At 59.8% G+C, this 21916-nt stretch carries 18 protein-coding genes; 10 read left to right on the forward strand and 8 right to left on the reverse strand.

Annotated elements, in window-relative coordinates:
* Positions 1–114: 114 nt before the first annotated feature.
* The 7 genes from phaC to ACYZT2_RS03200 all read right to left on the reverse strand — a co-directional run bounded on the left by phaC (position 115) and on the right by ACYZT2_RS03200 (position 9599).
* Positions 115–1794, reverse strand: coding sequence for a class II poly(R)-hydroxyalkanoic acid synthase (phaC, locus tag ACYZT2_RS03170; protein ID WP_461970058.1), 1680 nt, complete (start codon positions 1792–1794; stop codon positions 115–117).
* Positions 1795–2050: 256 nt separating this feature from the next.
* The gene (locus ACYZT2_RS03175; RefSeq protein WP_461970060.1) at positions 2051–2422 is read right to left on the reverse strand and encodes a gamma-butyrobetaine hydroxylase family protein; all 372 of its coding nucleotides are present in this window, start codon (positions 2420–2422) and stop codon (positions 2051–2053) included.
* 143 nt (positions 2423–2565) lie between these two features.
* Entirely contained in the window at positions 2566–3906 is a 1341-nt protein-coding gene (gene hslU, locus ACYZT2_RS03180; protein ID WP_253546978.1) for an ATP-dependent protease ATPase subunit HslU, read from the reverse strand.
* Positions 3907–3960: 54 nt separating this feature from the next.
* On the reverse strand, positions 3961–4491 hold the full coding sequence (hslV, locus tag ACYZT2_RS03185; protein ID WP_007899242.1) for an ATP-dependent protease subunit HslV: 531 nt from the start codon (positions 4489–4491) through the stop codon (positions 3961–3963).
* A gap of 229 nt (positions 4492–4720) precedes the next feature.
* Positions 4721–5428 (reverse strand): SPOR domain-containing protein, encoded by a 708-nt coding sequence (locus ACYZT2_RS03190; protein WP_038978602.1) that lies wholly within the window; start codon positions 5426–5428, stop codon positions 4721–4723.
* A 1-nt stretch (position 5429) separates the two neighbouring features.
* Positions 5430–7166: an arginine--tRNA ligase gene (gene argS / locus ACYZT2_RS03195; RefSeq protein WP_052965061.1), complete on the reverse strand. Its 1737-nt coding sequence runs from the start codon at positions 7164–7166 to the stop codon at positions 5430–5432.
* Between the two features lie 213 nt (positions 7167–7379).
* A complete protein-coding gene (locus ACYZT2_RS03200; RefSeq protein ID WP_461970063.1) occupies positions 7380–9599 on the reverse strand; it encodes a primosomal protein N' in 2220 nt (739 codons plus the stop codon).
* 286 nt (positions 9600–9885) lie between these two features.
* On the opposite strand from ACYZT2_RS03200, the gene rpmE reads away from it, so the two are divergent.
* The 3 genes from rpmE to ACYZT2_RS03215 all read left to right on the forward strand — a co-directional run bounded on the left by rpmE (position 9886) and on the right by ACYZT2_RS03215 (position 12386).
* On the forward strand, positions 9886–10119 hold the full coding sequence (rpmE, locus tag ACYZT2_RS03205; protein ID WP_282379923.1) for a 50S ribosomal protein L31: 234 nt from the start codon (positions 9886–9888) through the stop codon (positions 10117–10119).
* 14 nt (positions 10120–10133) lie between these two features.
* A complete protein-coding gene (locus ACYZT2_RS03210) occupies positions 10134–10934 on the forward strand; it encodes a thermonuclease family protein (RefSeq protein WP_461970065.1) in 801 nt (266 codons plus the stop codon).
* A gap of 183 nt (positions 10935–11117) precedes the next feature.
* Positions 11118–12386 (forward strand): malic enzyme-like NAD(P)-binding protein, encoded by a 1269-nt coding sequence (locus ACYZT2_RS03215; protein ID WP_461961664.1) that lies wholly within the window; start codon positions 11118–11120, stop codon positions 12384–12386.
* Between the two features lie 221 nt (positions 12387–12607).
* On the opposite strand, the gene ACYZT2_RS03220 is transcribed toward ACYZT2_RS03215, so the two are convergent.
* Entirely contained in the window at positions 12608–15052 is a 2445-nt protein-coding gene (locus ACYZT2_RS03220) for a penicillin-binding protein 1A (RefSeq protein ID WP_461972977.1), read from the reverse strand.
* Between the two features lie 219 nt (positions 15053–15271).
* On the opposite strand from ACYZT2_RS03220, the gene ACYZT2_RS03225 reads away from it, so the two are divergent.
* From ACYZT2_RS03225 to aroB, 7 genes are all read left to right on the forward strand, one after another.
* Entirely contained in the window at positions 15272–16336 is a 1065-nt protein-coding gene (locus tag ACYZT2_RS03225; RefSeq protein WP_461970067.1) for a pilus assembly protein PilM, read from the forward strand.
* Positions 16336–16902: a PilN domain-containing protein gene (locus tag ACYZT2_RS03230; protein ID WP_253546965.1), complete on the forward strand. Its 567-nt coding sequence runs from the start codon at positions 16336–16338 to the stop codon at positions 16900–16902. The genes ACYZT2_RS03225 and ACYZT2_RS03230 overlap by 1 nt, the downstream gene beginning before the upstream one ends.
* Positions 16899–17522, forward strand: a complete 624-nt coding sequence (gene pilO, locus ACYZT2_RS03235; RefSeq protein ID WP_461970070.1) for a type 4a pilus biogenesis protein PilO — start codon at positions 16899–16901, stop codon at positions 17520–17522. The genes ACYZT2_RS03230 and pilO overlap by 4 nt, the downstream gene beginning before the upstream one ends.
* Entirely contained in the window at positions 17519–18046 is a 528-nt protein-coding gene (locus ACYZT2_RS03240) for a pilus assembly protein PilP (protein WP_461970072.1), read from the forward strand. Before pilO ends, ACYZT2_RS03240 begins: the two co-directional genes overlap by 4 nt.
* 13 nt (positions 18047–18059) lie before the next feature.
* Entirely contained in the window at positions 18060–20135 is a 2076-nt protein-coding gene (gene pilQ, locus ACYZT2_RS03245; RefSeq protein WP_461970074.1) for a type IV pilus secretin PilQ, read from the forward strand.
* Positions 20136–20139: 4 nt separating this feature from the next.
* Positions 20140–20658 carry a shikimate kinase AroK gene (gene aroK, locus ACYZT2_RS03250; RefSeq protein ID WP_032830073.1) on the forward strand — a complete coding sequence of 173 codons (519 nt, stop codon included), beginning with the start codon at positions 20140–20142 and terminating at the stop codon, positions 20656–20658.
* A gap of 150 nt (positions 20659–20808) precedes the next feature.
* The gene (aroB, locus tag ACYZT2_RS03255) at positions 20809–21909 is read left to right on the forward strand and encodes a 3-dehydroquinate synthase (RefSeq protein WP_461970077.1); all 1101 of its coding nucleotides are present in this window, start codon (positions 20809–20811) and stop codon (positions 21907–21909) included.
* Positions 21910–21916 lie beyond the last annotated feature (7 nt).

Genomic DNA, 21916 nt, shown 5'->3' on the forward strand with positions numbered 1-21916 from the left:
TAAACGCTGATCGAGCCGTCCCGGGCCGTCGCAGAATGTTCGAGGCTGGCCTCGAGAGTAATCGATAGAGATCGCGGCACCTCCCAGTGCCGCGGACTACGAGTTATTTGAAGCTCAACGTTCATGCACGTAAGTACCCGGCGAAGCTTCACCCGCTGGATAGGCCTTGTTGCCAAGGTTGGCGGGGGATTTCTTCAGTTTGCCCGAGCGCTCGGCTTGCCACGCCTGCCAATGCAACCACCAGGAATCGGTGTGCTTGGTGGAGTTTTCCATCCACTCTTCAGCTTTGACCGGCATGTCGGTGCTGGTCATGTAGCGCGCTTTTGGATTGCCCGGAGGGTTCAGAATGCTCTGGATGTGCCCGCTGCTGGACAGCACGAACTCGACTTTGCCGCCGAACAGTTGCGCGGATTTGTAGCAAGACTTCCACGGGGTGATGTGATCGTTGGTACCGGCCAGGGAAAAGATGTCGGCGGTCACCTGCTTGAGGTCGATCGGCGTGCCGCACACTTCCAGGGCGTCGGAGCGGATCAATGGGTTGTTTTTGAACATCTCGATCAGGTCGCCATGGAACGCCGCCGGCAACCGTGTGGTGTCATTGTTCCAGAACAGGATGTCGAAAACCGGCGGCTCATTACCCAGCAGGTAGTTGTTGACCCAGTAGTTCCAGATCAGGTCGTTGGGGCGCATCCAGGCGAAGACTTTCGCCATGTCGCGACCTTCCAGCACACCGGCCTGGTAGGAATGGCGCTTGGCGGCTTCGAGGGTCTGCTCATCGACGAACAGGGCCACATCGCTGTCCAGGGTGGTATCCAGCACGCTGACCAGCAGGGTGAGGGCGTTGACCTTCTTTTCGCCGATCGCTGCGTAGTGACCCAGCAGGGCGGTGCAGGTGATGCCGCCGGAGCAGGCGCCGAGCATGTTCACGTCTTTGCTGCCGGTAATCGCGGTGACGACATCGACCGCTTCCTTGAGCGCTTCGATGTAGGTCGACAGACCCCACTCGCGCTGTTCCTTGGTCGGGTTGCGCCAGCTGACGATGAACGTCTGCACGTTGTTGCGCAGGCAGAAGCGCGCCAGGCTCTTGTCCGGGCTCAGGTCGAAAACGTAGAACTTGTTGATCTGTGGCGGCACCACCAGCAGCGGGCGTTCATGCACCTGCTCGGTGATCGGTCGGTACTGGATCAGCTCCAGCACGTCGTTGCGAAACACCACTGCGCCTTCCGTCACGCCCAGACTCTTGCCGACTTCGAACGCGCCCATGTTGACCTGGCTCGGCATGCCGCCGTTGTGCACCAGATCCTTGGCCAGATGGGAGAGACCGTCGAGCAGGCTTTTGCCACCGGTTTCGAAGAAGCGTTTGACCGCCGCCGGGTTGGCCGCCGTGTTGGTCGGGGCCATGGCTTCGGTCATGAGGTTGATCACGAAATGACCGCGAGCGACGTCCTTGGGCGAGAGGTTGCTGTCATCGATCCACGCGTGAAGCTCCTTGCGCCACGCCAGATAAGTTTGCAAATAACGTTTGTAGAGCGGGTTCTGACTCCACGCCGGGTCAAGGAAGCGACGGTCATCACTTTGCGGTTGAAGCTCGGATTTTCCCAACAGCACGTTCTTGAGTTCGATGCCGAAATGGGCGACATGCCTGACACTGTGGATGGGTTGTCTGATGGCCTGGCTCAGCACCATGCGGGCTGAGCCCAAGAGATCCTTTCTACGTAGTCCAACAACAGGATTCAGCCCCAAGGTATTTTCCGAAGCCTGAAATTTCAAGTCATCGTTAAGCTTGTTACTCATCTACGACGCTCCATTGTCCTGAGGCGAGTACCTGAGTCCAGCTGTGTAGTCACACAGCACGCCAGGTACTACTGCTCGGGTGACTGTAAATTGCGCATCGCTGCTTTTTAGTTCAGAGAGCACTGCACGGAACTTGCCAGCTCCATTGGTTACCCGAGTTTAATTTTTTTCGCAAGCGGGCCAATCATTGACACCGCAGCGGAGCATTCAAACAGATGGAATTAGAAAATGCCCTCTAAATAGCCAGAGGCCTGAGCTAGAGCATCAGCTTGACGACCGACTCATTCGGATCGCGGGTCTTTCCAGCCGCTTTGAGTTCAGCAAGATAATCGTTCCAGAGATCTTCTTGGCGCACTGCCAGCTGGTACAGATACTCCCAAGTGAACAGGCCGCTGTCGTGGCCGTCGTCGAAGGTCAGTTTCAGTGCGTACTGACCAGCCGGTTCGACCTTGCTCAGGCCTACGCCGATCTTGCCAAATTGCAGGATAGGTTTGCCGTGGCCCTGGACTTCGGCGGAAGGAGAGTGCACGCGAAGGAACTCGGCGGGCAGGTGATATTCCTCGCCGGACGCGTATTTGAGCGTCAGGGTTTTTGAGGCTTTGTGGAGTTTGATGTCGGTGGGGATCATGACCGGGTATCCGTTTTGTGCGGAACCTTGTGGGAGCGAGCCTGCTCGCGATTGCGGTGCAACAGTCAACACAAGGGTTGAATGTACCGCCGTCATCGCGAGCAGGCTCGCTCCCACAGTTCCACTACATCTGTAAGGGTTGCTTACAGGATATAACGGGACAGGTCTTCGTTCTGCGCCAATTCGCCCAGGTGACTGTTGACGTAATCGGCATCGATCAGGATCGGCTTGTCCTCGTGGGTGCTGGCCAGATCGCCGGCGCTGAACGACACCTCTTCGAGCAGACGCTCGAGCAGGGTGTGCAGGCGACGTGCGCCGATGTTTTCGGTTTTCTCATTGACCTGCCAGGCGATCTCGGCGAGACGCTTGATGCCGTCCGGCAGGAATTCGATGAGCAGCCCTTCGGTTTTCAGCAGTGCACAATACTGCTCGGTGAGCGATGCATGCGGTTCGCTGAGGATGCGTTCGAAATCTTCCGGGCTCAGGGCCTTGAGCTCGACCCGAATCGGCAGACGACCTTGCAGCTCCGGCACCAGATCGCTCGGCTTGCTCAGGTGGAACGCACCGGAAGCGATGAACAGGATGTGGTCAGTCTTGACCATGCCCAGTTTGGTGTTGACGGTGCAGCCTTCGATCAGCGGCAGCAAGTCGCGCTGTACGCCTTCGCGGGACACGTCGATGCCGCCGGAATTGCCGCGCTTGGCGACCTTGTCGATTTCGTCGATGAACACGATGCCGTGCTGCTCGACGGCTTCCAGGGCCTTGGCCTTCAATTCTTCTTCGTTCACCAGGCGACCGGCTTCTTCGTCGCGTACCAGTTTCAACGCTTCCTTGACCTTGAGCTTGCGGTTTTTGCGCTTGCCCTTGCCCATGTTGGCGAACAGGCTCTGCAGCTGGTTGGTCATTTCTTCCATGCCCGGTGGCGCGGAGATATCGACGCCGGACACTTCGGCCACTTCGATTTCGATCTCCTTGTCATCCAGCTGACCTTCACGCAGGCGTTTGCGGAACAGCTGACGGGTGTTGGAATCCGCGGACGGCGCGGAGTCCTCGTTGCTGAAGCCCATGCGTGCCGGTGGCAGCAACGCGTCGAGGATGCGCTCTTCGGCGGCGTCTTCGGCGCGGTGGCGAACCTTGGTCATTTCCTGTTCGCGCAGCAGCTTGATCGCAGCGTCGGCCAGATCACGAATGATCGATTCGACATCGCGGCCGACGTAGCCCACTTCGGTGAACTTGGTCGCTTCGACTTTGATGAACGGCGCGTTGGCGAGCTTGGCCAGGCGACGGGCAATCTCGGTTTTACCGACACCGGTAGGGCCGATCATCAGGATGTTCTTGGGGGTGACTTCGACGCGCAGCTCTTCGGGCAGCTGCATCCGGCGCCAGCGGTTGCGCAAGGCAATGGCGACGGCGCGTTTGGCATCGTCCTGGCCGATGATATGGCGATTGAGTTCGTGGACGATTTCACGGGGGGTCATGGGCATAATAATTGGCGGTCCTCAAGCAAAAGTGAGCCGTGGCGCTAGGCCGGAACAGGCTTACTCAGCGAGATCCTGCTCCTCAATGGTGAAGGTGTGGTTGGTGAATACGCAGATGTCGCCGGCGATGCCGAGCGCTGTCTCGACGATTTCCCGCGCCGACAAATCGGTTTTCTTCAACAGGGCACTCGCGGCAGCCTGGGCGTAACCACCGCCGGAACCCATGGCGATCAGGCCTTCTTCGGGCTCAACCACGTCACCGTTACCGGTGATGATCAGGGAGGCATCTTTGTTGGCGACCGCGAGCATGGCTTCGAGGCGGCTCAGTGAGCGGTCGGTGCGCCATTCTTTGGCGAGTTCGACGGCGGCGCGAACCAGGTGACCCTGATGTTTCTCCAGCTGGCCTTCGAAACGCTCGAAGAGGGTGAAGGCGTCAGCGGTGGCCCCGGCAAAACCGGCGATAACCTGGCCGTGGTAGAGGCGGCGAACTTTCTTCGCGTTGCCTTTCATCACGGTATTACCGAGCGAAACCTGGCCGTCGCCGCCCATGACGACTTTGCCGTGGCGGCGAACTGAAACGATGGTGGTCAAGGGAGAGTCTCCACGCAGCGGGGCGAAAATGCCCATGCCAACTCATATGGGGGTGGTGGAGCGTTTTTCAACTGTGGAGCGGGAGAGGGGACGAGCGGTGTAGGGCGGGGGTGGGGATGTTGTCTGTTCGGGCGCCTTCGCGGGCAAGCCTCGCTCCTACAGAGATTTACGTGATCCTGTAGGAGCGAGGCTTGCCCGCGAAGAACGATGACGCGGTGTCCTGACGGGATCAGCGACTCTGGCGTTGTTGTAACAACAGGTTGCTGAAACCGCTTCCAGCCAGTTGCTTCTGGGCGGTGGTCAGCTGTTCGCGGTTGCTGAACGGGCCGACCAGAACCCGATACCAGGTTTCGTCCTTCACAGTGCCGGATTCAACCGCCACGGCCTGACCCAGCAGAATGATCTGCGCACGAACCTTGTCGGCGTCGGCTTCCTTGCGGAACGAACCGGCCTGCAAGAAGAACTTGGTTACCGGCGCAGCTTTTGCCACGGGTGGCGCTGGCGGCGGGGTGATGCCAGCCAATGCCGCTTGAGCCCGGGCCGTATCGATCTTCGCCGCTTCCGCTGGCGTCACCGGCGTGGTCGGAATGGCCGGCACTTGTGGTGTCGGCAAGGTTTTTTCCGGTACCGCGTCCGGCGGCACGATGACTTCCGATTCCGGCAGCAAGGTGTAGAAGTCGTACTTCGGCTTTACCGGTTGCGTCGGGCTCGGCGGGGTCTTGTTGGCCTCGGCGATCTTGCTGGCTTTCTGCTGTTCGATCTTCTCGCGCTTGACGGTATCGCTGCCCTTGCCCGGCTCCAGCTTCATCAGAAACACAATGAACGCGCCGACTGTCAGGCCGATGGCCATCCACAGCCAGCCCGGGATCGGTTGCTTCGCAGGAGCTTGGTAACGGCTGGCGCCACGCTTGGGTGCAGGTTTTTTCTTGGCAGCCAACTTACATACGCTCCAGAGTTTCCAGACCCAAGAGTTCCAGGCCTTGCTTGAGAGTGCGGCCGGTCAGCGCGGCGAGGCGCAGGCGGCTCTGCATTTGCGCCGGGGTGTCGGCGCCGAGGATCGGGCAGTTCTCGTAGAAGCTGGAGAACAGGCCGGCAACATCGTACAAGTAGGTGCAGAGAATGTGCGGCGTGCCTTTGTCGGACACGTTATTCAGGATTTCGCCAAACTGCGCCAGTTTCGCCGCCAGCTCATGTTCGTGCGCGGCTTCGAGGACGATCTGCCCTTCGACTTCGCTGAAATCCTTGCCGAGTTTGCGGAATACGCCGGCCACACGGGTGTAGGCGTACAACAGGTACGGCGCGGTGTTGCCTTCGAAGTTCAGCATCAGGTCGAAGTTGAAGCTGTAGTCGCTGGTGCGGTGCTTGGACAGATCGGCGTATTTCACGGCGCCGATGCCCACGACCTTGGCGATGTTGCGCAACTCGTCTTCGGCCAGTGTCGGGTTCTTCTCTTTCACCAGCGTGTAGGCGCGTTCCTGGGCTTCGGTCAGCAGATCGATCAGCTTCACGGTGCCGCCGTCACGGGTCTTGAACGGGCGGCCATCGGCGCCGTTCATGGTGCCGAAGCCCATGTGTTCCATTTCCATCGGGTGCGTTACGAAGCCGGCCAGACGCGCGACCTGGAACACTTGCTGGAAGTGCAGCGCCTGGCGCTGGTCGACGAAGTACAACGCGCGATCAGCTTTCAGGACGCCGCTGCGATAACGCACGGCCGCCAAGTCGGTGGTGGCGTAGAGGTAGCCACCGTCAGCCTTGACGATGATCACCGGCAGCGGGTCGCCGTCGGCGTTCTTGAATTCGTCGAGGAACACACACTGGGCGCCGTTGCTTTCGACCAGCAGGCCAGCGGCCTTGAGGTCGTTGACCACGTTGATCAGGTCGTCGTTATAGGCACTTTCACCCATTACGTCGGCCATGGTCAGTTTGACGTTCAGCAGTTCGTAGATTTTCTGGCAGTGCGACAGCGAGATGTCTTTGAACTTGGTCCACAGCGCCAGGCAGTCCGGGTCGCCGGCTTGCAGCTTGACCACCAGGCCACGGGCGCGATCAGCGAATTCTTCGGATTCATCGAAGCGTTGCTTGGCGGCGCGGTAGAAGTTTTCCAGGTCCGACAGCTCGTCGCTGGTGATCGGGTTTTCCTGCAGATAAGCCATCAGCATGCCGAACTGGGTGCCCCAGTCGCCGACGTGGTTCTGGCGGATCACTTCGTCGCCGAGGAATTCCAGAACCCGGGCCACGCCGTCGCCGATGATGGTCGAGCGCAAATGGCCGACGTGCATTTCTTTGGCCAGGTTCGGCGCCGACAGGTCTACCACGGTGCGCTGCACCGGGCCGGCCTTGCGCACGCCGATGTGGTCGTCGGCCAGCGCCGCGTCCAGGCGGGTCGCCAGGGCTTGAGTATTCTGGAAGAAGTTCAGGAAGCCAGGACCGGCGATTTCGGCTTTGGAGACGTTCTCGTCAGCCGGCAGCGCGGCGATGATTTTCTCGGCCAGGTCACGGGGTTTCATGCCCGCCGGTTTGGCCAGCATCATGGCGATGTTGCTGGCGAAGTCGCCGTTTTTCTTGTCGCGAGAGTTTTCCACCTGGATCGCCGGCGACAGGCCTTCAGGCAACACACCTTCGTTGACGAGTTGGGTGATGGCTTGTTGGATCAGCTGGCGAATGGTGTCTTTCATGGTGTTCTCTGTCGACCGCAAGCGCGGCGGCGCTTCGATGCGCTGGTGGAAAAACTGGGCATTATCCGTTGCGAAGGCGGGCTTGCCAACTATAGCGGGCAGGTTATGGATATGTGGTGACAAATCGATCGCCTTCGCGGGCAAGCCTCGCTCCTACAGAGATTTGCGTGATCCCTGTAGGAGCGAGGCTTGCCCGCGAAGGCGATCTCTAAATCAATACAAATCCACCGGATCCACATCCAGCGACCAACGCACCGCCCGCCCACTCGGCATCTGCTCCAACACCAGCAACCAACTGCTCAGCAATCGATGCAGCGGCGCCCGGGCCGTGGCTTGCAGCAGCAACTGTGCTCGATAACGCCCGGCTCGGCGCTCCATCGGTGCCGGCACCGGCCCCAGCAACTCAATCCCGGTCAGATTCTGCTCGGCCAGCAAACGCTCGGCCTCGCTGCACGCCTCATCGAGGAAGCCTTCGGCTTGCCCCGGTTTATGCGCTTCGGCCCGCAGCAGCGCGAGATGCGCAAACGGCGGAAGCCCTGCGGAGCGGCGTTCGCTCAACGCCTGTTCGGCAAAGGCGAAATAGCCCTGTTCGGTCAGTTGCACCAGCAGCGGATGGTCCGCCAGGTGCGTCTGGATAATCACTTTGCCCGGCTCTTCGGCCCGCCCCGCGCGCCCGGCGACCTGGACGATCAACTGCGCCATGCGTTCGCTGGCGCGGAAGTCTCCGGAGAAAAGTCCGCCGTCGGCATCGAGAATCGACACCAGGGTCACCCGTGGGAAGTGGTGCCCTTTAGCAAGCATCTGTGTGCCGACCAGAATGCATGGCTGGCCTTTCTGAATGGTGGCGAACAGTTGATTCATCGCATCTTTGCGCGAGGTGCTGTCGCGGTCAACCCGCAGCACCGGGACATCCGGGAACAGAATCCCCAGGCGTTCTTCGGCACGCTCGGTGCCAGCACCCACGGGGCGCAAATCGACTTTGCCGCATTTTGGGCAATGGCGGGGCACTCGTTCGACTTCGCCACAATGGTGACAACGCAATTCGCCTGAGCGCTGGTGCACAGTCATCCGCGCGTCGCAGCGCTTGCACTCGGACATCCAGCCGCAGTCGTGGCAGAGCAGCGTCGGGGCGAATCCGCGGCGGTTGAGGAACACCAGCACCTGCTGACCGGCGGCCAGGGTCTGGCCGATGGCTTGCTGCATCGGTCCGGAAATGCCGCTGTCCAGCGGGCGACTTTTCACGTCCAGGCGCAGGAAACGCGGTTGCTTGGCGCCACCGGCCCGCTCATTCAGGCGTAAGAGGCCGTAACGACCGGTGTAGGCGTTTTGCAGGCTTTCCAGCGAAGGGGTGGCAGATCCGAGGACAATCGGGATGTTTTCCTGCCGGGCGCGGACCAGTGCCAGGTCGCGGGCGTGGTAGCGCAGGCCTTCCTGCTGTTTATAAGAGCCGTCGTGCTCTTCATCGATGATGATCAGACCGGGGTTCTTCATCGGCGTGAACAGTGCCGAACGGGTACCGATAATAATGTCGGCCTCGCCATCCCGTGCCGCCAGCCACGCTTCCAGGCGTTCGCGGTCATTGACTGCCGAGTGGATCAGCGCGATCCGTGCATTGAAGCGCTGCTCGAAGCGCGCCAGGGTTTGCGGGCCGAGGTTGATCTCCGGGATCAGCACCAGGGCTTGCTTGCCGGCCTCGAGGGTTTCACGGATCAGCTGCAAATAGACTTCGGTCTTGCCGCTGCCGGTGACGCCGGCCAGCAGGAACGCGTGATAACTGTCGAACCCGGCGCGAATTGCCTCATAAGCGGCGCTCTGCTCCGGGTTGAGCGGCAATTCCGGTTGCGCCAGCCAGTGTTCGTGGCGCACACCGGGCGCGTGTTTGCGGATTTCTACCTGCACCAGATCCTTGGCGAGCAACAGATCGAGGCTGTCCTTGCTCAGCATCAGTTTGCTCAACAACTGATGAGCGACGCCGTGGGGATGCTGGGCCAGGGTCGCCAAGGCTTCACGTTGTCGCGGGGCGCGGGCGATGCGTGGGTCATCGAGGCTGGCGCCTGGCGCGGCGGACCAAAAGCGCTCCTGACGAGCCTCGGCCAGTTCACCCTGACGCAACAATACCGGCAGCGCCCAGCTCAAGGTGTCGCCGAGGCTGTGCTGGTAATACTGAGAGGTCCACAGGCACAGCTTGAACAGCGCGGGGGGCAGCGGCGGCGTGGCGTCGAGCAGCGCCAGGGCCGGTTTGAGCTTTTCTACCGGCACTTCACTGGTGTCGGTGATCTCCACCAGAATCCCGATCATCTCCCGCCGACCGAACGGCACCCGCAAGCGCATGCCCGGGTGCAACTGGGCACGCAGGACTCCGGCCGGGGCACGATAATCGAACAGGCGGCGCAGGGGCGAAGGCAGGGCGAGGCGCAAAATGGCGTCGGGCACGCGGGGGGATCTCGATCAGCGGAAAATAAACAGCAGGGCCAAGACCTGTGGGAGCGAGCCTGCTCGCGAAGAGGGAGTGTCAGTCAGCATTCATGTCGTCTGACACACCGCTTTCGCGAGCAGGCTCGCTCCCACATGGATGGCGCTTTGGGCCGGGAGCCTAGCAGACGGTCGGTGTAAGGGACAGCTTGCGTGATTGCAAAGGTCTGGTAGAATCCGCGGCCTAATTACGTGCGGTATTCAACAATAGTGTTGAGTGGCGGCACGCCAGCCTGAGGAATACACCATGAAAGCCGATATCCATCCAGCGTACGAAACCATCGCAGTAACTTGCAGCTGCGGCAACAAGTTCGAAACTCGTTCGAACCTGTGCAAGCCACTGGGTACTGACGTATGCAACGAGTGCCACCCGTTCTACACCGGTAAGCAGAAGACTCTGGATACTGGCGGCCGTGTACAGCGCTTCGCAGACCGTTTCGGTGCTTTTGGCAAAGCCAAAGCTCCTGCTGCTGCAGAGTAAGGTTGCAAAGCCCGATGGGCTTTACCTTGCTGATGAAAAAGGCGTCCCTTGCGGGCGCCTTTTTTGTGTCTGCGATTTGGCTTTCCGGTGCCCAGGCCTTCTGCCCGGCGCCGAGCGGGCTGACGCCCGTTGTGGTGCAGCGGGTGGTGGATGGTGACACGCTGCGCCTGAGCGATGGCCGCAGCGTGCGCATGATCGGTTTGAATACGCCGGAACTGGGCAAGAAAGGCCGCTCCGACGAGCCGTTCGCGGTGGCGGCACGCCAACGCCTGGAAGCACTGGTGGCTGCCGGCGACGGACGGGTCGGTTTGTTGCCCGGTAAAGAAAGCAAAGACCATTACGGTCGCACCTTGGCCCATGTCTACAGCGCCGATGGCGCCAACCTTGAAGCGCAGATGCTCGCTGAAGGACTCGGTTTCCAGGTAGCGGTCGCGCCGAATGTCGATCTGGTCGACTGCCAGCAAGCGGCGGAACACAGTGCTCGTCAGGCCGGACTCGGGTTGTGGCGTCAATCCCCTGTACTGAAAGCGGAGCAGATCAACACTTCCGGTTTCGCTGTACTCAGCGGTCGTGTGAGCAAGGTTCAGCGCAATCGCGGCGGGGTATGGATCGAGTTGCAGGATTCGGTTGTACTGCGCGTTGCACCCAATTTGCTGGGGCAGTTCGATGTGGCGAGTCTCGAGCGGCTGAAGGGCAGGCAGATCGAGGCCCGTGGCTGGGTGCTGGACCGTTCGCGGCGTGGCGGACTGAAAGAAGGGCAGGCGCGCTGGCTTCTGCCATTGACCGACCCGGCGATGCTTCAGATGGCGCAGTGATAAAAAATTGTAGACATTTTTAATGTTGATTGTGAACAGTATATCCCTTGTGTTCCGTGGCTCTTGGCCCAAAGTCGTAGGGCCGGGCGCTTGACAGGGGTGACTGGTCAGTCTTGTGAGGACTTTGCGAGGCGAGTATCCTCGGCGGTCCGTCTGTCCAACAGTAAAAAGCGGAATGCCCCTATGTCTGATCTGAAAACTGCCGCTCTCGAATATCACGCCCATCCCCGTCCAGGGAAGCTGAGTGTCGAGCTCACCAAGGCCACCGCTACCGCCCGCGACCTGTCGCTGGCCTACAGCCCCGGCGTAGCCGAACCAGTACGCGAAATCGCCCGCGATCCTGAACTGGCCTACAAATACACCGGCAAGGGCAACCTGGTTGCAGTCATTTCCGATGGCACCGCGATTCTCGGCCTGGGTAACCTTGGCCCATTGGCTTCCAAGCCGGTTATGGAAGGTAAAGGCGTGCTGTTCAAGCGTTTCGCCGGCATCGACGTGTTCGACATCGAAGTCGACTCCGAAAGCCCGCAAGCCTTCATCGACACCGTCAAGCGTATCTCCATTACCTTCGGTGGCATCAACCTGGAAGACATCAAGGCACCTGAGTGCTTTGAGATCGAACGCGCTCTGATCGAGCAGTGCGACATTCCGGTATTCCACGATGACCAGCACGGCACCGCGATTGTTACTGCGGCCGGCATGATCAACGCCCTGGAAATCGCTGGCAAAACCCTCGCTGACGCCAAGATCGTCTGCCTGGGCGCCGGTGCTGCCGCCATCTCCTGCATGAAATTGCTGGTGAGCATGGGTGCCAACATCGAAAACATCTTCATGGTTGACCGTACCGGCGTGATCCACTCCGGCCGTGACGACCTGAACCAGTACAAGGCTGTTTTCGCTCACTCGACTGAAAAACGCACGCTGGCCGACGCCCTGAAAGGCGCGGACGTGTTCGTTGGCCTGTCCGGCCCGAACTTGCTGAGCGCTGAAGGCCTGAAATCCATGGCGGCCAACCCGATCGTGTTCGCGTGCTCGAACCCGGATCCGGAAATCTCCCCGGAACTGGCTCATGCCACCCGTGACGACGTGATCATGGCCACCGGCCGTTCGGACTACCCGAACCAGGTCAACAACGTACTGGGCTTCCCGTTCATCTTCCGTGGTGCCCTGGACGTTCGCGCCAAGCGCATCAACGAAGAAATGAAAGTGGCTGCCGCCAACGCCCTGCGTGAACTGGCCAAGCTGCCAGTGCCACAGGAAGTGTGCGACGCCTACGGCGGCATCAAACTGGAATTCGGTCGTGAGTACATCATTCCGAAACCAATGGATGCCCGTCTGATCACCCTGATCTCCGATGCCGTGGCCAAGGCTGCGATCGAGACCGGTGTAGCGACCCTGCCGTATCCGAAGAACTACCCGCTGAAAAGCGTGGATGACGTGTTCAACGGCTAAGCCGTTGTAGCGCTTCAACCAAAAGCCCCGGCTCACTCTGAGTCGGGGTTTTTTTATAGCTGCACTGGCGCCATCGCGAGCAGGCTCGCTCCCACATGAAACCTGCGAACACAGATCAAAGGTGGGAGCGAGCCTGCTCGCGATGGCGATCTGACAGGAAACCCGGATGTAAAAAAGCCCCGCCCTCTAATGAAGAACGGGGCTTTTTGTTGGCGCTGTGATCAGAACAAATCGATCGGCGCTGCCTCATCCGCTGGCAATGGGCTGCCTGGCACATTGCCGTTACCCAGCTCACTCACCGACGGTGGTGTGTCTTCGGCCTTGAACAGTTCGAAGTAGGCACCTGGCGTGCCTGGGGTGGCTGCGCGGCCGCTGATCGGGTCGACGCGCAGGCTGAGAATGCCTTCGGGTTCCGCTTGGGTGTGGGGCGGTTTGTCTTTAAGGGCCGCCGCCATGTAGTTCATCCAGATCGGCAAGGCAACGGTGCCGCCGAACTCGCGTTTGCCCAGGCTTTCCGGTTGGTCGAAGCCGGTCCAGACGGTGGTCACGTAATCGGCGTTGTAGCCGGAGAACCAGGCGTCCTTGGATTCGTTGGTGGTACCGGTCTTGCCCGCGATGTCGCTGCGACCCAGAGCCAGCGCACGGCGGCCGGTACCGAGTTTGATCACATCCTCAAGCATGCTGTTGAGGATGTAAGTGGTGCGCCCATCGACGATGCGCTCGGCCACGGCTGGCGTTTGTGGTGCTGGCTGGGCGCTTGGTGTTTCGCCTGGGGTGGCGTTGACCGTGAAGGTGTCGGAGACCGGCATGGCGATGCCATCGCCGGCTACGGTGCCTTTCGGAACGCTCGGCGGGTTGGCGACGAATAACGTGTCGCCGTTGCGGCTTTCGATTTTGTCGATGATGTACGGGGTGATCTTGTAGCCGCCGTTGGCGAAGGTGGCCCAGCCGGTGGCGATTTCCATTGGCGTCAGGGTTGCGGTGCCCAGGGCCAGGGACAGGTTGCGCGGCAGATCCTGCTTGTTGAAGCCGAACTTGCTGATGTAGTCGATGGTGCGGTCGACACCCAGCGCTTGCAGCAGGCGGATCGATACCAGGTTGCGCGACTTGTAGAGTGCTTCACGCATGCGGATCGGGCCGAGGAAAGTGTTGGTGTCGTTCTTCGGGCGCCAGACCTTGTCCAGGTACTCGTCAACGAACACGATCGGTGCGTCGTTCACCAGGCTGGCGGCGGTGTAGCCGTTGTCCAGGGCGGCGCTGTAGACGAACGGCTTGAAGCTCGAACCCGGCTGACGCTTGGCCTGCATGGCGCGGTTGTAGTTGCTCTGCTCGAAGGCGAAACCGCCGACCAGCGAACGAATGGCGCCGTTCTGCGGATCGAGGGAAACCAGCGCGCCCTGGGCCTGCGGAATCTGGCTGAATTTGAGCGAACCGTCTGGCTGACGCTGCACGCGAGTCAGATCACCGACCTGTGCGACATCCGACGGCTGCTTCGGATTGGCGCCCATGCTGTTGGTGTTCAAGAACGGACGAGCCCACTTCATGGTGTCCCAGGCGACGTGCTCTTCGCCGGTACCCGTGCGGGTCAGCACCTGCACGCCGTCCTTGTCCACCTTGGTCACGATCGCCGGTTCCAGGCCGCTGATGATTCGCTGTTTGGTCAATTCCTGAGTCCAGGCCTCTCGGGTTTTACCCGGCAGGCGTGACTCGGGGCCGCGATAACCATGCCGTTGGTCGTAGGTCATCAAGCCTTCGTGAACCGCGGTGTTGGCCATCTCCTGCAAATTGCTCGGGACTGTGGTGGTGACACGGAAACCTTCGGTGTATGCATCGCTGCCATAGCGGCCGACCATTTCGGCACGGGCCATTTCGGCGACGTATGGCGCGTTCACTTCCGGGGTCGGCACATGGTAGCTGGCGTTCAGCGGCTCATTGATCGCAGTGGTGTAGTCGGCTTCGGTGATTTTGCCGAGCTTATACATGCGCCCCAGGATCCAGTCGCGACGCTCCTTGCTGCGGGTCGGGTTGGCGAGTGGGTTGAAACGCGACGGGGCTTTTGGCAGGCCGGCGATCATCGCCATCTGCGCCAGGCTGACATCACGAATCGACTTGCCGTAATAGACCTGCGCTGCTGCCTCGATGCCGTAGGCGCGGTTGCCCAGATAGATCTTGTTGACGTACAGCTCGAGGATTTCGTCCTTGGTCAACTGCCGTTCGATCTGCAGGGCCAGGAGGATTTCGGTGGTTTTGCGCGAGAAGCTGCGCTCGCTGGTCAGGAAGAAGTTTTTCGCCACCTGCATGGTGATGGTGCTACCGCCGGACTGAATGTGTCCGCTCTTGATCAACTGCGTGGCGGCACGCATCAGGCTGCTGGGATCGACGCCGTAGTGGTTGGCGAAATTGTCGTCTTCAGCACTTAGTAACGCATTGATGAAATTGGGGGGAATGTCGGCGAAACGGATCGGAGTCCGGCGCATTTCGCCAAATTCTGCGATCAACTTGTTGTCGCTGCTGTACACCCGCAAAGGAATCTGCAACTGAATACTTCTCAGCGCCTCCACGGACGGCAATCCAGGGCTAAGGTAAAGAAAAGCGCCGCTCAGACCCAGGAGCAGTCCGCAGAAAACGGCGACGATGGACCAACCGAAAAATTTCAGCAGACGAATCAAGGCTTTTGGATATCCAGGGTAAAGAATGAATTAGGCATCAGGGGTTCAGGCTATACAGAAAATGACCCGCGCTTGCAGTGAAAGCGGAAAAAACGCTCAGCATTATAAGCATTTTTCCGTCGGGGGCGTCATTTGCGCTTCTGTCAAGACGGGGGGTATTGAACGCAATGGATATTACAGAGTCCGTAACTCACGGATAGTCATAGGGAATTGGTAGTGCTAGGACTCTTCAATAAAAAAGCCAATACGCTTCTGGGGATCGACATCAGCTCCACGTCGGTGAAGCTACTGGAGCTAAGTCGCCAAGGCGACCGGTACCGGGTCGAGGCCTATGCGGTCGAGCCGCTGCCTGCCAGCGCCGTGGTCGAGAAAAATATCGCCGAGCTCGAAGGGGTGGGGCAGGCTCTTGCGCGGGTACTATCCAAGGCCAAAACCAACCTCAGGAACGTTGCCGTGGCGGTGGCCGGATCGGCGGTGATCACCAAGACCATCGAGATGGACGCCGGTCTTTCCGACGACGAGATGGAAAACCAGCTGAAGATCGAGGCTGATCAATACATTCCTTATCCACTGGACGAAGTGGCGATCGATTTCGAAGTGCAAGGCGTGTCGGCGCGCAACCCCGAGCGGGTCAATGTGCTGCTGGCGGCGTGTCGCAAGGAAAACGTCGAGGTCCGTGAAGCGGCCCTGGCTCTGGCCGGGCTGACCGCGCGCGTGGTCGATGTCGAAGCCTATGCCCTGGAGCGATCGTTCGGCCTGCTGGCAACCCAGTTGGCCGCTTCTCAGGAGCGTCTGACCGTGGCGGTGGTCGATATCGGCGCCACCATGACCACCCTGAGCGTGTTGCATAACGGTCGGATCATCTACACCCGCGAACAATTGTTCGGTGGCCGTCAACTGACGGAAGAGATCCAGCGTCGTTATGGACTGACGGTCGAGCAGGCGGGGTTGGCAAAGAAGCAGGGCGGTTTGCCGGACGATTACGTCAGTAAGGTCTTGCAGCCGTTTCGGGATGCGTTAGTGCAGCAGGTGTCGCGTTCATTGCAGTTTTTCTTTGCCTCCGGCCAATACAACTCGGTCGATCACATCCTGCTGGCTGGCGGTACCGCTTCGGTCCCGGGGCTGGATCGGTTGATCGAACAGCGATTGGGTACGCCGACTCAGGTCGCCAATCCTTTCTCCAACATGACCCTGAGCAGCAAGGTCAACGCCGGTGCCCTGGCAAGCGATGCTCCGGCACTGATGATCGCCTGCGGGCTGGCCCTCAGGAGTTTCGACTGATGGCGCGGATCAATCTTTTACCGTGGCGTGAAGAGTTGCGCGAAGGGCGTCGCAAACGCTTTTTGCTTGCATTGGTCGGTGTGCTGGTGGGCTCGGTGGGAGCGCTGCTGATCGCGGACCAAGTCATTGACAGCGCGATTAATCGGCAAGTCGCTCGTAATGATTACATCGGCAAGCAGATTGCCGTGGTCGACGAGCGGATCAAGCAAATCAGCGACTTGAAGGCCCGTCGACAGCAACTCGTGGAGCGCATGCGCATTATTCAGGACCTGCAGGGCAACCGGCCGATCAGCGGCAGAATTTTCGATCAGTTGGCGCGTACTTTGCCGGATGGGGTTTATTTCACCGAAGTGAAAATGGTCGGTAAAACCGTGTCCATCACCGGCGCGGCGGAATCCAACAACCGTGTTTCGGATCTGATGCGTAATCTCGATGCGTCCGACTGGTTCGATGCGCCCAACCTCACGGAAGTCAAAGCGACCACCGCCGGCCAGCTGGATCAGGCCAATGTTTTTCAGTTGACCGTCCGTCAGACCCAGCCCGCAGTTGTGGGGGGCGCCAAATGAAACCGTCCGAATGGCTCGAAGGGTTGCGTCATATCGACATCAACGACCTGGACACCAACAACATGGGTTCCTGGCCGCCAGCAATCAAGGTCCTGGCGAGTGTCCTGCTGATGGTCCTGGTGCTGGCTCTGGGCTACAGCTTCCTGATCAGCGATCTGCAAAACCACCTGGAACTCAGGCGCGAGGAAGAGTCGACACTCAGGGAGCAATTCGCGACCAAAGCCCATATGGCGGCGAATCTGGAGCTGTATACCCAGCAGATGAAGGAAATGGAGAACTCCTTCGGCATGCTATTGCGGCAATTGCCCAGCGACACCGAAGTGCCCGGCTTGCTGGAGGACATTACCCGCGCCGGCCTGGGCAGCGGTCTGGAGTTCGAAGAGATCAAGCTGCTACCGGAGGCCACCCAGCAGTTCTATATCGAGCTCCCTATCCAGATCACCGTCACCGGTGCTTATCACGACCTGGCCACTTTCGTCAGCGGCGTAGCCGGGCTACCACGGATCGTCACACTGCATGACTTCGACCTGGCGCCGGCCAATCCCGACGGCGGTCCGAAGTTGCGCATGAGCATCCTTGCCAAGACTTATCGCTACAACGACAAGGGGTTGCAGAAATGAGCCCGATTCGTTGCCTGTCGATGATTATGTGCCTGGTCATCCTGGGCGGTTGTGGCGGCGACAGTGATTTCAGTGACCTGGACGCCTACCTGAACGAAGTGCGCCTGCGTGCACCCGGCAAGATTGAACCAACGCCGACATTTCGGTCTTACCCGACATTCACTTACAACGCTGCCAACCTGCGTAGCCCGTTCTCCCGGCAGGTCAGAGTCGATCTGGCCGGCCAGAAGCACGGCTCGCGTAACGTCACACCCGACCCCAATCGGGTCAAGCAGTACCTTGAAGGTTTCAACATCGAACAATTTGAAATGGTCGGCACAATCTCCAATGCAACCGGCTCCTTTGCGCTGCTGCGTGGGGCGGGCGGCGTGCATCGGCTGAAAGTCGGCGATTACCTGGGGCGTAACGATGGGCGGATCGTCGCTATCAGCGGTTCGCAAGTCGACGTGGTCGAAATCGTTCCCGACGGCGAAGGTGCCTGGCTGGAACGGCCGCGGACCATCCCTTTGAAAGAGCACTCATAGTGGAACTCGAATAATGAACAGGATTTTCTCAACCTTCGGTATTTCGCTATGGATAGCGTTTCTGTCGCCGATGGTAATGGCGGCCAACCTCAAAGCGCTGGATGTCGCCGCGCTGCCCGGTGACCGCGTCGAGTTGAAGTTGTCGTTCGATGGGCCGCCGCCGCAGCCTCACGGTTACACGACAGAGCAGCCTGCGCGGATTGCGCTGGACCTGCCAGGGGTCACCAGTCAGCTGGCGAACAAGAATCGGGAGCTGGGCGGCGGCAATGCCCGCAGCGCCACGGTCGTGGAGGCCAAGGACCGTACACGGCTGATCATCAGCCTGACTCAATTGACTCCGTACAACACTCGCGTCGAAGGCAACAATTTGTTTGTGGTCGTCGGGCAAGGGGCCGGTAGCAAGGCGCCCAAACCGGCCGCCAGCGCACCGCGCACAGCCACTGCGACGCCAGCACCTGCCAGGGTCAATGCGTCTGTGGGCAAGGCCATTCGGGGCGTGGATTTCCAGCGCGGCACCCAGGGCGAGGGCAATGTGGTCATCGATCTGTCGGATCCGTCCATCGCCCCGGACATCCAGGAGCGCGATGGCAAAATCATCGTCGGTTTCACCAAGACCCAACTGCCTGAACGGTTGCGTGTACGCCTCGACGTCAAGGATTTCGCCACGCCGGTGCAGTTCGTCAACGCCAGCGCCACGGGCGATCGGGCTATTATCAGTATCGAACCCAGTGGCGCCTTCGATTATTCGACCTATCAGACCGACAACAAACTGACCGTCAGCATCCGGCCGATGACTGTCGATGATCTGCAGAAACGCAACGCCGAACGCTTTGCCTACACCGGCGAAAAACTCTCGCTGAATTTTCAGGACATTGATGTGCGCTCGGTGCTGCAACTGATCGCCGATTTCACCAACCTCAATCTGGTGGCCAGCGACACGGTGCAGGGCGGCATCACATTGCGTCTGCAGAATGTGCCATGGGATCAGGCGCTGGACCTGGTGCTGAAAACCAAAGGCCTGGATAAACGCAAGATCGGTAACGTGCTGCTGGTGGCGCCGGCTGATGAAATCGCAGCCCGGGAGCGCCAGGAGCTGGAGTCGCAGAAGCAGATCGCCGAACTGGCGCCGCTACGTCGCGAGCTGTTGCAGGTCAACTATGCCAAAGCCGCCGATATCGCCAAGCTGTTCCAGTCGGTGACCAGCGCCGAGGCGAAAATCGACGAGCGAGGGTCAATCACGGTTGATGAGCGAACCAACAACATCATTGCCTACCAGACCCAGGATCGGCTCGACGAACTGCGTCGCATCGTTGCGCAACTGGATATTCCGGTGCGTCAGGTGATGATCGAGGCGCGCATCGTCGAGGCTAACGTCGATTACGACAAAAGCCTTGGCGTGCGATGGGGCGGTTCGGTGCAGAAGGGTAACTGGAACACGTCCGGGGTCAACGGCTCTTCGACCACCATTGGTACGCCGGGCAGCACCAGTACCAACTCGCCGTTCGTCGACCTTGGGACCTCTGCCAATACCTCGGGGATCGGCATCGCCTTCATTACCGACAATGTGCTGCTGGACCTTGAACTTTCGGCCATGGAGAAAACCGGCAACGGGGAAATCGTCTCGCAGCCCAAGGTGGTCACGTCCGACAAGGAAACCGCGAAAATCCTCAAGGGCACCGAGATTCCCTATCAGGAAGCCAGCTCCAGCGGCGCCACCTCGGTGTCGTTCAAGGAGGCTTCGCTGTCCCTGGAAGTGACCCCGCAGATCACGCCAGACAATCGCATCATCATGGAGGTCAAGGTCACCAAGGACGAACCGGACTACCTGAACAAAGTGCAGGATGTACCACCGATCAAGAAAAACGAGGTCAACGCCAAGGTGTTGGTTAACGACGGCGAGACCATCGTCATTGGTGGGGTTTTCTCAAATACTCAGAGCAAGGTTGTAGATAAGGTGCCATTTCTCGGGGATGTGCCGTATCTTGGCCGCCTTTTCCGGCGTGACGTGGTTTCGGAGAAAAAATCCGAGCTGCTGGTATTTCTCACTCCGCGTATCATGAACAATCAGGCGATTGCTGTGAGTCATTGATTCTGTGCGAAATTTGATTCTTGTTGGACCGATGGGGGCTGGTAAAAGCACCATCGGCCGGTTGCTGGCCAAAGAGCTGCGCCTGCCATTCAAAGATTCCGATAAGGAAATTGAATTGCGCACGGGCGCCAATATCCCGTGGATATTCGATAAGGAAGGCGAACCGGGCTTTCGTGACCGCGAGCAGGCGATGATTGCCGAGCTGTGCGCGTGCGACGGCGTAGTGTTGGCGACTGGCGGTGGCGCGGTGATGCGCGAAGCCAATCGTCGAGCGCTGCACGCCGGTGGTCGAGTGGTGTATCTGCATGCATCTGTCGAGCAGCAGGTCGGCCGAACGGCTCGCGATCGCAATCGGCCACTGTTGCGCACCGCCGATCCGGCCAAGACCCTGCGGGACTTGCTGGCGATCCGTGATCCGCTGTATCGGGAAATCGCCGACCTGGTGGTGGAAACCGATGAGCGGCCACCGCGGATGGTGGTGCTCGACATCCTCGAACGCTTGCAGCAGCTACCGCCCCGTTAATGCGCGGCGCGAAATGCGCTATCCTCGGCGTCCTGTCGCAGCCGCTCAAGGTTGTGGCGGCAGGCTACCGAACGGCGTCATACCAGCAGACGCCGTGGAATTCGTAAACTCAAGGCAGGACGCCTGATTCCATCTTCACTGTGGGGACACATGCAGACACTCAAGGTCGATCTAGGCGAGCGCAGCTACCCGATTCATATTGGCGAAGGTTTGTTGGATCAGCCTGAGCTACTGGCCCCGCATATCCGCGGGCGGCAAGTAGCGATCATCTCCAACGAAACCGTTGCGCCGCTCTATCTCGAACGTCTGACCCGCAGCCTCGCGCAGTTCTCGGTGATTTCCGTTGTGCTGCCCGACGGCGAAGCCTTCAAGACCTGGGAAACCCTGCAACTGATTTTCGACGGCCTGCTGACTGCCCGGCACGATCGCCGCACCACGGTAATCGCCCTCGGTGGCGGCGTGATCGGTGACATGGCCGGTTTTGCGGCCGCCTGCTACCAGCGAGGCGTCGATTTCATCCAGGTGCCGACCACGTTGTTGTCGCAAGTCGACTCCTCGGTGGGCGGCAAGACCGGGATCAATCACCCGCTGGGCAAGAACATGGTCGGCGCTTTCTATCAGCCCAATGTGGTGCTGATCGATACCGCCACCCTCAACACCCTGCCATCCCGCGAACTGTCCGCCGGGCTGGCGGAAGTCATCAAATACGGGCTGATCTGCGACGAGCCATTCCTCACCTGGCTCGAAGAAAACGTCGATCGCCTCCGAGCGCTGGACCAGACCGCCCTGACTTGCGCCATCGAACGCTCCTGCGCGGCCAAGGCTGCCGTGGTCGGTGCCGACGAAAAAGAGACGGGCGTGCGCGCCACGTTGAACCTGGGCCACACCTTCGGCCACGCGATCGAAACCCATATGGGCTATGGTGTCTGGCTTCATGGTGAAGCAGTCGCTGCTGGCACCGTAATGGCTTTGGAAATGTCCGCGCGCCTGGGCTGGATCAGCGAACAGGAGCGTGATCGCGGTATTCGCCTGTTCCAGCGTGCCGGCCTGCCGGTCATCCCGCCGGAAGAGATGACCGAAGCCGATTTTCTCGAACACATGGCAATTGACAAGAAAGTGATCGACGGTCGTTTGCGCCTGGTGCTGCTGCGCCACATGGGCGAAGCAGTGGTGACCGACGATTATCCGAAAGAGGTTTTACAGGCCACGCTGGGAGCGGATTACCGCGCCCTGGCTCAGCTTAAAGGTTAATAAGATC

This window comes from Pseudomonas sp. MDT1-85, assembly GCF_054898065.1.